Annotated in this window: 12 protein-coding genes and 2 pseudogenes; 9 read left to right on the forward strand and 5 right to left on the reverse strand. The window is 37.8% G+C overall.

The features are described from left to right. The first annotated feature begins 36 nt into the window (after nt 1-36). Together AA637_RS11475 and pheS are read left to right on the forward strand one after the other, a co-directional pair. Nucleotides 37-1,779 carry a succinate dehydrogenase/fumarate reductase flavoprotein subunit gene (locus AA637_RS11475; RefSeq protein ID WP_446682873.1) on the forward strand — a complete coding sequence of 581 codons (1,743 nt, stop codon included), beginning with the start codon at nt 37-39 and terminating at the stop codon, nt 1,777-1,779. A gap of 145 nt (nt 1,780-1,924) precedes the next feature. After that, a complete protein-coding gene (gene pheS, locus AA637_RS11480) occupies nt 1,925-2,920 on the forward strand; it encodes a phenylalanine--tRNA ligase subunit alpha (protein WP_446682874.1) in 996 nt (331 codons plus the stop codon). Nucleotides 2,921-3,020: 100 nt separating this feature from the next. On the opposite strand, the gene AA637_RS11485 is transcribed toward pheS, so the two are convergent. Further along, nucleotides 3,021-3,617, reverse strand: a complete 597-nt coding sequence (locus AA637_RS11485; RefSeq protein WP_446682875.1) for a redoxin domain-containing protein — start codon at nt 3,615-3,617, stop codon at nt 3,021-3,023. Nucleotides 3,618-3,925: 308 nt separating this feature from the next. Here AA637_RS11485 and topA point away from each other — a divergent pair, with 308 nt between their 5' ends. The 6 genes and pseudogenes from topA to AA637_RS11515 all read left to right on the forward strand — a co-directional run bounded on the left by topA (nt 3,926) and on the right by AA637_RS11515 (nt 9,418). Then, nucleotides 3,926-6,571, forward strand: coding sequence for a type I DNA topoisomerase (gene topA, locus AA637_RS11490; protein WP_446682876.1), 2,646 nt, complete (start codon nt 3,926-3,928; stop codon nt 6,569-6,571). A 74-nt stretch (nt 6,572-6,645) separates the two neighbouring features. After that, the gene (locus tag AA637_RS11495) at nt 6,646-6,891 is read left to right on the forward strand and encodes a hypothetical protein (RefSeq protein ID WP_446682877.1); all 246 of its coding nucleotides are present in this window, start codon (nt 6,646-6,648) and stop codon (nt 6,889-6,891) included. Between the two features lies 1 nt (nt 6,892). After that, nucleotides 6,893-7,156, forward strand: coding sequence for a type II toxin-antitoxin system VapC family toxin (locus AA637_RS11500; protein ID WP_446682878.1), 264 nt, complete (start codon nt 6,893-6,895; stop codon nt 7,154-7,156). 32 nt (nt 7,157-7,188) lie between these two features. Further along, nucleotides 7,189-7,974: pseudogene (locus AA637_RS11505) on the forward strand (transposase); the annotation flags it as partial. A 78-nt stretch (nt 7,975-8,052) separates the two neighbouring features. Further along, nucleotides 8,053-8,899, forward strand: a pseudogene (locus tag AA637_RS11510) (IS630 family transposase). 180 nt (nt 8,900-9,079) lie between these two features. Beyond that, a complete protein-coding gene (locus tag AA637_RS11515; protein WP_069791746.1) occupies nt 9,080-9,418 on the forward strand; it encodes a ferredoxin-thioredoxin reductase catalytic domain-containing protein in 339 nt (112 codons plus the stop codon). A gap of 63 nt (nt 9,419-9,481) precedes the next feature. Here AA637_RS11515 and psbN read toward each other — a convergent pair whose 3' ends face one another. Further along, nucleotides 9,482-9,613, reverse strand: a complete 132-nt coding sequence (gene psbN, locus AA637_RS11520; RefSeq protein ID WP_069791747.1) for a photosystem II reaction center protein PsbN — start codon at nt 9,611-9,613, stop codon at nt 9,482-9,484. Nucleotides 9,614-9,705: 92 nt separating this feature from the next. Here psbN and AA637_RS11525 point away from each other — a divergent pair, with 92 nt between their 5' ends. Next, nucleotides 9,706-10,353: an HAD-IA family hydrolase gene (locus AA637_RS11525; protein ID WP_446682879.1), complete on the forward strand. Its 648-nt coding sequence runs from the start codon at nt 9,706-9,708 to the stop codon at nt 10,351-10,353. Here the strand turns inward: AA637_RS11525 and AA637_RS11530 are convergent, their stop codons facing one another. The 3 genes from AA637_RS11530 to AA637_RS11540 all read right to left on the reverse strand — a co-directional run bounded on the left by AA637_RS11530 (nt 10,354) and on the right by AA637_RS11540 (nt 13,742). Then, nucleotides 10,354-11,388 carry a hypothetical protein gene (locus AA637_RS11530; protein WP_446682880.1) on the reverse strand — a complete coding sequence of 345 codons (1,035 nt, stop codon included), beginning with the start codon at nt 11,386-11,388 and terminating at the stop codon, nt 10,354-10,356. 236 nt (nt 11,389-11,624) lie between these two features. After that, nucleotides 11,625-12,887, reverse strand: coding sequence for a serine/threonine-protein kinase (locus AA637_RS11535; protein ID WP_446682881.1), 1,263 nt, complete (start codon nt 12,885-12,887; stop codon nt 11,625-11,627). Between the two features lie 3 nt (nt 12,888-12,890). After that, nucleotides 12,891-13,742: a serine/threonine protein kinase gene (locus tag AA637_RS11540; RefSeq protein WP_446682882.1), complete on the reverse strand. Its 852-nt coding sequence runs from the start codon at nt 13,740-13,742 to the stop codon at nt 12,891-12,893. Nucleotides 13,743-13,792 lie beyond the last annotated feature (50 nt).

The following is a 13,792-nucleotide window of genomic DNA, read 5'->3' on the forward strand; positions in this document are numbered from 1 at the left end:
CACCATAGAAATAGTGATGTTTACTCAGGTTTGGTTATGTTACAGCATGATGTCATTATTATCGGTGGTGGTTTGGCAGGTTGTCGGGCGGCGTTGGAAATGAAAAAGCAAAATCAAGATATAGATGTGGCTTTGGTGGCAAAAACTCACCCCATTCGCTCCCATTCTGTGGCGGCACAGGGAGGCATTGCGGCAAGTTTGCAAAATGTGGATCCTAATGATGATTGGAAAGCTCACGCTTTTGATACTGTAAAGGGTTCAGACTATTTAGCGGATCAAGATGCGGTGGAATATTTAACCAAGGAAGCCCCCGAAGTAATTATTGAGTTGGAACATTTGGGGGTGTTATTTTCCCGTTTAGAAGATGGAAAAATTGCCCAACGGGCTTTCGGAGGGCATTCTCACAAGCGCACCTGTTATGCAGCTGATAAAACTGGTCATGCCATTTTACATGAGTTGGTAAATAATTTACGGCGTTTTGGGGTTCAGATATACGATGAATGGTATGTGATGGATTTGATTTTGGAAGAAAAGGCTTCAGGGCAACGGGAAGCCAAAGGAGTAGTAATGTTTAACATTGATGATGGTAATGTGCAGGTAGTTGGGGCTAAGGCGGTGATGTTTGCCACGGGGGGTTATGGACGGGTTTTTAATACTACTTCTAATGATTATGCTTCTACGGGGGATGGTTTGGGGATGTGTGCGATCGCCCAGTTGCCCTTAGAAGATATGGAATTTGTCCAATTTCATCCTACGGGGTTATATCCTGTAGGGGTTTTAATCTCCGAAGCGGTGAGGGGAGAAGGGGCTTATTTGCGCAACAGCGAGGGGGAAAGATTTATGGCAAACTATGCGCCCAATCAAATGGAACTCGCCCCCCGTGACATCACCTCTAGGGCAATTGTGAAAGAGATTCGGGCGGGGAGGGGTATCCACAGCGATGGCAGTGCAGGAGGGCCTTATATACATCTGGATTTGACTCATATGGGTAAGGAAAAAATTATGAGTCGTGTGCCTTTTTGTTGGGAAGAAGCCCATCGGTTGGTGGGCATTGATGCAGTAAACGAACCCATGCCCGTGCGCCCCACTGCCCATTATTGTATGGGGGGAATCCCCGTGAATACCGATGGGCGAGTGCGTCAGGATGGAAATACCCTCGTAGAGGGCTTTTTTGCTGCGGGGGAGTGTGCCTGTGTATCGGTGCATGGTGCCAACCGTTTGGGTAGTAATTCCCTATTGGAATGCGTGGTATATGGCAGAAAAACGGGAAGGGCGATCGCACTTTATGTTCAAAATAGAGAGTTTCCCACCATCAACGAAATACCCTATTTAGAAACAGCCCAAGCCAGAATCCATTGTTTACTTAATCAATGGGGAGATATAAGGATAAATGACTTAAGGCAACAGTTTCAAGATACTATGACGGAACATTGTGGCGTGTTTCGCTCTCAAGATACAATGCAGCAAGGATTAGATAAAATTCAAGAACTCAAGTCTTTGTATAGTAAAATTTTCCTTGATGATAAATCCAACTGTTGGAATACAGAGTTAATCGAAGCCCTCGAATTAAAAAATATCATGGTAGTGGGGGAAATGATTCTTACCTCCGCCATCCAAAGACAAGAAAGCCGAGGCGCCCATTCACGGGAAGACTTTCCCCAACGCAATGACCAACAATTTTTACAACATACCCTTGCCTACCATCACCCTGAAGGGGTAAAAATTGACTATATGCCCGTAGTTATTAATATGTTTGAACCCAAGGAAAGAAAATATTAGCTATGAGGCAAGAGTTAGGGGTTAATTAGGTGTTTAGATATTAGATTTTGGGTACTGAATCAAATAATTATCCATGATCAATTCAATTGTCCTAGGGTATGTTTTGAGTAATAATAAATTAACGACACCTGAGAATGAAAAAAAGATGGCAACAGAAATTGAAATTCAATTACAAACCCTTGAGAAAGAAGCCCAAAGTGCGATCGCCCATAGCGATAATTTAAAAAAATTAGAAGAATTAAGAGTAGCTTACTTAGGAAAAAAAGGCGAACTATCATTAATATTAAAGGGTATGGGCAAACTTTCCCCGGAAATGCGCCCGGTTGTCGGTGCCGTTGCCAACCAAATTAAAGACAAAATTCAAAATAGCCTTACCCAACAACAAGAAAAATTACAACAACAACAAATTCAAGCCCAAATCGCCTCAGAAACCATCGATGTCACCATGCCGGGGGTAAGTAAACCTCTAGGAAAATCCCATCCCCTCCAAAGCACCATTGACAGGGTAATTGATATATTTGTGGGCTTAGGTTACACTGTTGCCCAAGGGCCTCAAATCGAAAGTGATTATTACAACTTTGAAGCTCTAAACACTCCTCCCGAGCATCCTGCACGGGATATGCAAGACACCTTCTACTTTGGAGATGGTAGCCTTTTACGTACCCATACTTCCTCGGTGCAAATTAGATACATGGAAAATCACGAGCCTCCCATCAATATTATTGCTCCCGGGAGAGTGTATCGCCGTGACACCGTAGATGCCACCCATTCAGCGGTATTCCATCAAATAGAAGTCCTTGCCATTGGTAAAAACCTTACTTTTACCGATTTAAAAGGCACTATCAAAGAATTTTTGAGACAGATGTTTGGGGATGATTTACCCACAGTTTTTCGTGCTAGTTACTTTCCCTTTACCGAACCTTCCGCAGAAGTTGATGTACAATGGCAAGGTAAATGGTTAGAAGTAATGGGTTGTGGTATGGTTGATCCCAATGTACTTAAAGCCGTTGGTTATGATCCAGAAGAATACAGCGGTTTTGCAGCTGGTTTGGGGGTAGAAAGATTTGCCATGATTCTTCACAAAATTGACGATATTCGCCGTTTGTATAATAGCGATTTACGTTTTCTTAATCAGTTCTAAATTTTCTGCATGATGGCTTAGAAACTGAAACACAAAATCTTCAGGGTGGGCATTACCCACCATTTGGTATTTTCCATCTATTAACATTTTCTGTTCTGCTCTATTTATCCGCCATAGAAGCAAAGTAAGATTTAGATTTAACAGGATCATTTACCATAGTTTTATCTCCTTCTTGCCAGTCAATAGGACATACTTCGTCTTGGTGAGATTGCACATACTGAATTGCTTTTAATACTCTTAGGGTTTCATCCACACTGCGCCCGAAGGAAAAGTTATTGATAGTCATGTATTGAATAATACCTTCAGGATCAATAATGAACAAGCCTCTCAGAGCGATTCCTGCTTCGGGTTCTAGTACATTATAGGCGGTGCTAATTTCTTTTTTGAGGTCAGAGACTAAAGGATAATTTATATCCCCTATACCTCCTTGTTTCCTCTCAGTTTGAATCCATGCAAGATGGGCAAATTCACTATCAACAGACACTCCTAATATTTCTGTATTGAAACTGGCAAATTCTTCGTGGTGATCGCTAAAAGCTATAATTTCAGTTGGACAAACGAAGGTAAAATCGAGGGGATAAAAAAACAAAATAACATATTGATCGAGATAGTCAGACAGTTTTAGCATTTTAAATTCTTGGTCAACCACCGCCGTAGCCATAAAATCTGGTGCTTTTTTTCCCACTTGAATTGTCATAATACTATCAAATCAATAAGTTTTCTCACTACTATTTTATCTTACCTAACCTGAGTTCGGGATAAGATGAAGGATAAATACTGAGTTCAAAATAACAATAAACTTAAGAAGCAATATCATCATTGCGTCTAATTGTTGATAGATTATTGTGCTAACCTTCTTTGTCGATTGATGACATAGTATCGTAAATCTAAGCAAACAATTATTTCTTCCTGCGGTTCCATCCAAAAAAAATCAGAAATCACATACTATGCTAATAATAAAAGTATAGGTATAGTAGCAAAGTAAGAGAGACTAAATAATTTTCTATGTCAACCCTTGTTATCGTCGAGTCACCCACCAAAGCAAAAACAATCCGTAATTATCTACCCAAGGACTTCATTGTAGAAGCATCCATGGGGCATATTCGAGATTTACCTTCCTCGGCGGAGGAAATTCCTGCTGATTATAAACAGTATGATTGGGCTAGGTTAGGGGTAAATGTGGAAAATGATTTTGAGCCAATTTATGTAATTCCCAAGGGAAAAAATAAGAAAGTACAGGAATTAAAAAAACTTTTGAAGGGTGCTGATGAGTTAATTTTGGCGACGGATGAAGATAGGGAAGGGGAGAGCATTAGTTGGCATTTGTTACAGTTGCTTAAGCCTAAAGTGCCTATTAAGCGTATGGTTTTCCATGAAATTACTAAGGAAGCTATCCAAAAGGCTTTGTCTAACTGTCGAGATATTGATGAAAATTTGGTTCATGCCCAAGAAACCCGTCGTATCCTAGATCGTTTAGTGGGTTATACCCTCTCCCCTTTACTATGGAAAAAAATTGCCCGTGGTTTATCCGCAGGTAGGGTGCAGTCGGTGGCGGTGCGTCTTTTGGTACAGAGGGAAAGGTTGAGAAGGGCTTTTAATAGTGCTTCTTATTGGGATCTTAAGGCATTGTTGAATCATGAAAAAAGTGACTTTGAGGCAAAATTAAGCACCTTAGGGGGGCAAAAACTAGCCACAGGAAGCGATTTTGATCCCGATACGGGTAAGTTGATTAAGGGGAAAAAAGTAACGGTTTTAGATGAGCAAGGGGCGATCGCCCTTAAGGAAAGATTGGACGGTAAACCGTGGACTGTCACCGATACGGAAGAAAAACCCACCACCAGAAAACCCTACGCCCCCTTTACCACTTCTACCCTCCAACAAGAAGCTAACCGTAAACTAGGACTCGGGGCAAGGGATACCATGCGTATAGCCCAAAGCCTCTATGAAAATGGCTACATCACGTATATGCGTACGGATTCGGTACATCTATCGGATCAGGCGATCGCCGCTGCCCGTGCCTGTGTAGAACAAATGTACGGTAAAGAATATTTAAGCTCCAAACCAAGACAATATAAAACCAAAGCCAAGGGCGCCCAAGAAGCCCATGAAGCCATCCGCCCTGCAGGTAATACCTTCCGCATCCCCAAGGAAACAGGGTTAAGGGATCGAGAATTAGCTCTCTACGATTTGATCTGGAAACGTACCGTTGCTTCCCAAATGGCAGAAGCTAGATTAACCCAAATCGCCGTTAATATTCAGGTAGAAGATGCGGTTTTTCGTTCCTCTGGTAAACGAATTGATTTCCCCGGCTTTTTCCGTGCCTATGTGGAAGGTTCAGACGACCCCGAAGCGGCCCTGGAAAACCAAGAAGTAATTTTGCCTAATCTAAAACAGGGCGATCGCCCCCAATGTAAAGAATTAGACGTAGTCAACCACCAAACGCAACCCCCCGCCCGTTACACCGAAGCATCCCTCGTCAAAACCCTCGAAACCGAAGGGGTAGGGCGCCCTAGTACCTATGCTAGTATTATCAGCACCATCATTGACCGAGGTTATGCCCAACTCCGTGCCAAAGCCCTTATTCCTACCTTTACCGCCTTTGCGGTGGTCAGTTTACTAGAACAAAACTTCGAGGAATTAGTAGATACCAAATTCACCTCCAAAATGGAGCAAAGCCTTGATGAAATTGCCACAGGGCAAACTCCATGGCTTCCCTATCTTAAGCAATTTTATTTAGGCGATCTAGGATTACAAAATCAGGTAAAAACAAGGGAAACAGAGATCGACCCTAGTCAAGCAAAGGCGATCGCCCTCAAAAACCTTGATGTACAGGTCAAGATAGGGCGTTTTGGGGCCTATATCGAAGCCCAAAGGGGAGACGACCTAGTAAAGTCCTCCATTCCCGAAGAATTAACCCCCTCCGACCTTAATCCCGAACAGGTGGAGATGCTCTTAAAACAAAAAATTGAAGGGCCCAAAGTATTAGGACATCACCCCGAGTCTGAAAAACCCATCTATCTTCTAATCGGCACCTATGGTCCTTACGTTCAACTAGGAGACACCCCCGAAGGCAGAGCCAAAAAGCCTAAAACCGCCTCCTTTCCCAAAGGTACGAACCTAGAAGACATTGATTTGGATATGGCCTTATCTTATCTTTCCTTACCCCGTACCCTCGGCGAACATCCCGACACAGGAAAACCCGTTAAAGTTAGTTTAGGTCGTTTTGGTCCCTATGTAGTCCACGATCAAGGGAAAGACGGTAAAGATTATCGCTCCCTCAAAAAAGAAGATGACCTCTTAACTATTTCTTTTGAAAGGGCTTTAGAACTTTTGGCTCAACCAAAAAGAGGTAGGGGGCGTGGTGCAGGAAGTACAAAAAAACCATTAAGAGAATTGGGCAACCATCCCGATGATGAGCAACCGATTAACATTTATGATGGACCCTATGGGGTGTATTTCAAACACGGCAAAACCAACGTCAAGTTACCCGAAGGGGAAACCACTGAAAGTATGAGTTTAGATAAGGCTTTGTTATTACTCAAGGATAAAGCCCCCGCCAAAAAGAAAACTACCACGAGGAAAAAGGCTACTACCAAAAAAACTACCACGAAAAAAACCACTACTCGTAAGAAAAAAACAGAAGACAGTTAAATCTTTATTTCTTTCATTCAAAAAGGGGTTTAAACCCCTTGTCGTTAATAGACAATCAAAAAAGAACTAAAAATATGATTCAGCAATTAAAACAAGTATTTCCTCAGTTGTCAGAATTGTCAGAAGATGAACAAGAGAAAATAGCACAAGTAATAATGACAACTATTGAAAAACAACAAAACGCAAAAAAAACCACTGAAAGTGATGACCCACTAGCAGAATTAAGAAATAGTGATTTTATTGGCTGTTTTTCTGATGAACCTGATTTGGCTGAAAAGTCAGAACAAATCAGTCAAGAAATTATTTCCAATAAACTGTAATATGATTATTGCTGATACAGGTTTTTTCATTGCATTAGGAAACAATAACGATAATTTTCATCAAATAGCGAGACAAAAACTAACAACACTCACAGAAAAGTTAGTCATTACCTATCCTGTAATAGTAGAAACAAGCTATTTGCTATTGGAAAGACAGAATCAACAAGTTCAATTTAACTTTTTGACTCAGTTGACAAAAGGCAGTATTGATATTTTTCATTTATCCCTTTTTTGTCACTTTCCGAAAAGAGGAATAAAAATGTAGAATAATAATAAAAATTAAAGGTACTCACAGCAATGGATGTAGCTCAGCAAATTAGAAAACATTTACCTAGAAATCCCATGGACACGGTGCCGGTCATTGATGATTATTGTTCTGCCTACTCTACCTTGTTTTTTGATGTGCGTAACTACGAATATTTTAAATATTTACACTTAGGATTAATTTCTGATATTAAAAGAAAATCTCTTCCTGAAATTTCTCGCATCGTTAATGTTTCTTCTCAAAGTTTACATCATTTTCTCACTTGTGCTGATTGGAATTTATGGGAATTAGAAAAAACTCGTTTGCACTCAATCTTAAATGTTTTTATTAATATTCCTATTACAATTATTATTGATGAAACAGGAGACCGTAAAAAGCGGTGCGACCCCGCGTCGGCGAAAGACGCAAGGGAACGCGCACCAAGATAAGGAAATACTACGGATTATATATCTCGACAATATCTAGGAAATGTAGGAAAAATAGATCAAGGTATTGTCTCAGTTAATGTTTATGGTCTTTATGAAAATATTACCTTCCCTTTAATGACCAGAATTTTCAAGGCAAAAAAGACTCTAAAAGAGGGTGATATTTACAAAACAAAGATTGAATTAGCAGAGGAAATGATACTTTACTTATTAGAATTTGATTTCTCAATTAAATTAGTATTAGCTGATAGTTTATATGGGGAAGCATCGTCTTTAATTAAGACATTAACAGAAAATAATCTTGATTTTATTGTTAGCATTAGAGAGAATCATGGGGTTTGGATGCCTAGCTCACAGACAGTAAGAGCAAATAAATGGTGCAAATTTAAAAGAGTATAGTCACTTTATTTAAGTATGAACCAATCAAGGGTAAAATAATGGATGAAGTAATTATTTTTATATTTAAGTATAATGCCCCATGATATAGAATTAAGACAAAAAGTAATTGACTATGTAGAAAATAGAGGTAACGTAACAAAAGCATCGAGAATATTTGGAATATCAAGAGCATCAATATATAGATGGTTGAATAGAAAAGATTTAAGACCAACAGTGGTCAAAACTCGTCAAAGAAAATTAGATAAATCAGCACTATATGAAGATGTAGTGAAAAATCCAGATGATAAATTAATAGATAGAGCGAAAAAATTTGGAGTAACAATGTCAGCAATATCTCATGCATTCAAAAAAATGAACATAACAAGAAAAAAAACAGTTACGTTATAGAGAAAGAAATAGAAAACAAAGAATAGAATACTTACAAAAATTAAGAGAATTAGTCAAAAAATACGGAAGTAAGAGTATGGTATTTATTGATGAGTAAGGATTTGAGGAAATAAGTACTTGCATTTATGGGTGGTCAAAAAAAGGAAAAAAAATTTATGATGAGAAACAAGGAAAACGAGGAAAAAGAGAAAATTTAGTAGCAGGAAGAAGAAAGAAAGAAAAAGATTTTATTGCTCCAATGATCTTTACAGGAAGTTTAAATGCAGAAAGTGTTGAATCATGGCTAAAAATGTATTTATTACCATCACTAAAACAATTTTCAATACTAATAATGGATAATGCACCAATCCACCGAAAAAATATGATAAAAGAATTAGTAGAAGAAGCAGGTCATCTAGTAATGTTTTTACCAACTTATTCACCAGATTTAAATGATATTGAACACGATTTTAGTGCTTTAAAAAGAGCAAAAATGTATAGCGATAGTACAATAACTTTAGATGAAATAATTTATAATTATTGTACTAGCTAAATGTCTCAGTCTTATTTTGATTGACTATAACTACCATTACTCGTCTGGGTGAAAAATTATATCTAAATTGTGTAACATCCCCTTTTTCAGGGAAGAAAAAGACTAAGGCAAAAATTGAAGTCAACGATTAAGGTAAAATAGTGACAGAGAAAATAAAAAAGGATCAAAACACATTAAACTATGACCTCAGATAATCAAAATAAAAAGCTAGAGGCGATGAAAAATTTTGCCGAGCAGTATGCAAAACGTACAGATACATATTTTTGCTCTGAGCCTTCTGTCACTGCCGTAGTTATTCAAGGTTTAGCACAGCACAAAGAAGAATTAGGTGCGCCCCTTTGTCCTTGTCGTCATTATGAAGATAAAGAAGCAGAGGTAAAAAATACTTTTTGGAATTGTCCTTGTGTACCTATGCGAGAAAGAAAAGAGTGTCACTGTATGCTATTTATTACCCCTGATAATGAGTTTGCGGGGGAAAAACAGGAGATTTCTTGGGAAGATTTACAAGGGGTTCAGTAATTTCTCTTCATCTATCCCCAAACAAAGTTTAGAGACGTTATCAGAAACGTCTCTAGTTAAATTTTAGTCTTCGTGGTCTTCAAAAGGATCGTCTAATTGTGCCGAGGGAGGCCCAAAAGCTGTGTACACTGAAAAGCCTGTGATTGCTAAAAGGGTAATAGCAATTGTAGAGGCAACGACTGTTGCGGTATCCATATATTTTTACTGTTATTTTTTTTAATACTATCCCTTATTTTGACATTCCTTCTTAACTTTTCGCAATATTTCTCTTTTTCTTTGTATATCTAATGGTAGAAAAAACGATTATCTTTGATTTTGATGGCACAATCGCTGATACTTTCTCGACTCTGGTGGAGATTGTCAATGGGTTGGCGTTACAGTTTGATTACCCATTGGTGGATGAATTAGAGGTGGCGAGGTTAAGTAATCTTAGCTCGAAGGATATTATTAAACAATCTCCTGTGGCTCTTCATAAAGTTCCTTTTTTGATGAAGAAAATTAAGAAGGAGTTGAATGGACAGGTTGCTTATTTATCTGCGTTTGAGGGAATGAAGGAAACTCTTGCTAATTTGTATGAGAAGGGATACACCTTGGGAGTTATTACTTCTAATTGGGAGGAGAGTGTACGGGAGTTTTTTCGTCGTAATGAGTTAGAAGATTATTTTGAATTTGTTTACTCTAGTAATAATTTATTTGGCAAACATCGCACTATTAATCGGGTAATTCGTAATCATGGGTTATCTTTGGAAAATACTTTTTATGTGGGGGATGAAACTAGGGATATTGAGTCGGCGAAAAAAAGTAAAATCAAGGTGATTGCGGTTAGTTGGGGCTTTAACTCAGCGGAAATTTTGCAGGAGTATCAGCCCAATTTTTTGATTAATCATCCCCGTGATTTGTTGATGGTAATTGATGAGGATGTGATTACAGTTTAATTATTCTTCTGTCATGACTCTGAGGCGAACTAATTTTTCTCCTCCTTCATCGAGTTTTACTTCTATTACTTCGCTGGTTAGTCTTTCTAAACAGGTAAGGAGCGATCGCAAATTAGGACTACTGGAGCCTGTTTCCACGTAAAGGCGATCAGAAATACTACCAACTTTTTTCCACAAAGTATAAAGTTTAGCTACATTTTGCTCTAGGTTGGTAGCTTGTTTCACCAAGTCGGCGGTAATGCTGAGACAATCGAGACGCATGGCTTCATCCAAGGCCATTTCTAAATCTACGGGGGAATCTCTGAGGGTTTCTACTTGGGAAGCAGAATCGATATATTTTGCCAAACTTTTGGCGGTGGATGTCATTTTTTTGACGGTGTCAATGTCGGGAAATGCTTCTACTTCCTTTTTAATATCTTCAACTTGTTCATCCGATAGCTTCTCCATCTCTTTGACGAGGGGGGCAAGGTGACGTGGAGGTAAAGAGCCATCCACGGCTTTTTCCTTGACGTTATCGGGCAAAAAGTCCGAATTCATGGCAGTATATTCATCGGTTAGTTGCTTCACTTCTCGGCGGGTAATGCGATCGCCATTTTGAGCTGCTTCACTAACTAATTTTTGTACTTCTGGCTCTGCTTTGGCGGTTTCGATAAAGGCTCTTTTACTAAAGTTTTGGATAGCTTCAGGTTCTAAATTTCCCTCTGCTAAAAGGGTATCTGCACTGTTAGCTAATTGAATCAAGGCATAGGCTTGGCTTTTGCTAATTTCTCTATTTTTAAGCCAGTTAAGAAAACCTGCACCCCGATTTTCTCCACCAAATTTTTCTCTATCTCTTACTGCTCTTAGGATTCTACCACGCCATATATCTGTTTGTAAATCGAAGCGATCGCACACTTTCCAGACATTGTCAACCTGTTGCTGAAAGTCATGCTCAGCAATTTCTTCGTCCTCCGGATCTGGTAATTCAAACTCTAAATCCACGGGCATAGTTAATGCCTCGGCAATTTCTACCGTAGAAGGAGCAACTTCGACCATTTTGTAATATTCCCTAACCTTGTAATCGTAAAATTGAGACTTTTATTAAAATATCATTTTTCTGATGATAGTTACCATTATTTTTTAACGAGATCGCATTTACCAAGTAATATTGATGTGATTGTAGCGTGCGATCGCACAGATGAAGTAATTTATTTTATTGGTATTAGGTTGTTCTTTATAAAAGTCAACCTAACGCTCCTGTCCGTTACAAGACTTTTGTGATATGTTGCCATTCAATGATTTTGGGTATATTGATTGTTCATCAAACTTTGTTCATTATTATTAATAACATGAATAATCAAAAAGGTTGATAAACTTATAAAAATTCCTAACAAAAAACTAAATATTAGCCCATTCAAAAATATTTTTTTTGAAATATTATTATTGTACTCTTTTGTGGTATGAAGGTTTTTAAGATTAGGGGAAAAATTGATAATTTCAGCCAAAATATCTTCAACACTCAGGTATCTATCATCTGGTTTTTTAGCTAAACATTTAAGAATTATATTATTAAGAATGAGTGGTATATTATCATAGCCAAACTGTTGATTTGGAGGGATAGGATTCTTTTGATTATGAACCCCTAACCAGCCCTTAGTAACTAACAAATCATCATAATCAGTAAAAGGTTTATTACCTGTTAAAATTTCATAGAATATCAGACCCAAATTATAAATATCACTTCTAGCATCTAATTGAGTAACACCATTAATATGCTCTGGAGAAACATAATAAGGAGTAGCAAAATAATCATTCATTTTTGTGAGTCTTACGACACTCATACTATCTATTTTTCTGGCGATACCAAAATCAAGAATTTTAACAATATGCTTATTATTAAGAGTAGGAATTAAAAAAATATTATCTGGTTTCAAATCTCGGTGAATAATGCCTTGATTATGAGCAATTCTTAACCCTGCTAAAATTTGAGTAATAATAAAAAGAGATTCTTCGATGGTTATTTGCCGTTTTTTAACTAAGTAATCACTAAGGGTTTCTCCTTGTAAATATTCCATAATAAAAAAAGGAATATGATAGATTTTTTTCCCTTTTTGTAATGGGTAAATTCCTTGGTCTAAAATATTAACAATATTTGGATGATTAAGACTAGAAAGAAGTTTTATTTCTCTTCTAAATCTCTGGATAATTTCTTCTTTATTATCAGCTTCTAAACATTCTTTATCTAAAAATTTTACAACTACAAAATCTGTGTCAATGGTTTCTGATTGATTGATACAAAGATAGATATTTCCCATTCCTCCTTTAGCAATAAATTTAACAATCAAATACTCTTGATTTTCTCCACATTTTTGACCAATAAAAGGGTCAACAGGCTTTTTTCTTTGATATGTTTCAGTAATATCATCAAAAGGAAAAGAATCTTCTAAGGCTTCTATTTTGGTGGTAAATGATTGATTTTCGATTTTTGTTGTAATCTCAATTTTTGTCTTATTATCTTGCTCAATGGTAGTTTTTTGGCTAGGTTTTTCAGACATTTTTTATTTGCGAAATTGAGTAAATAAATCAACAAGGGCGATCGCACTTTGGGGGCGTTTGGTATAATCAAACTGAGTTAAAAAATTGATAATTTCCACCAATGGGGAAGAAATACCAGCTTTTTCCAAGCCCACAAAACGATTTAACACAGGATTAAAAAACTTTGTAGGAGACTTGCGAGTCAAAAGATAAATTAAAGTAGTACCCACCCCATAAAAATCCGACTGTATATAGGATAATCCTTTTTTTTGCTCAGGGGAACCATAACCCGCCGTAGCAATGCGTGTACCTGGTTTTTGAGTAACTTCCTTTACAGCCCCAAAATCAATTAAAACAATCTCCTCTGGGTTGTGACGCAAAATCAAATTACTAGGCTTAATATCCCGATGAATCACAGGCTTAGGTAGATTATGTAAATAATCAAGAATTTTGGCTAGTTGAAGCATCCAACCCACCGCCTCCTTTTCACTACGGGGATTAACCATTTGCAAACTATCCCCATAAATCATTTCCATAATCAAAGAATAGTAGTTTTTAGAAGCAAAAAAATCGTAAAACAAAGGAATGCCCCGATGGCTTAAACTTTTTAAAATCCTAGCTTCTCGCTGAAAAAGTTCCCTAGCCTTAGCCATAGAAGACAAATCCGAATCAATCTCCTTCAACACACACAACTTTTCCATGGCATAGTTATAAACCAAATAGGTGGTACTCATACCCCCTTCCGCCAAAACCCTTAATACTTCATAACGATTTCCACTCTCAGGATTTATAATAACTCCCTTTCCCTTAAGTAAATGACCATCCAGACGACAAAAATTAATACAAGGGGGATTCGGGCGACAACAATCAACCATGTCAAAAGAACTGCCTTAACTCAATATATAGTCATATTTTACAAAATATT

Origin of the sequence: Cyanobacterium sp. HL-69 (genome assembly GCA_002813895.1) — a bacterium.
Taxonomy (GTDB): Bacteria; Cyanobacteriota; Cyanobacteriia; order Cyanobacteriales; family Cyanobacteriaceae; genus Cyanobacterium.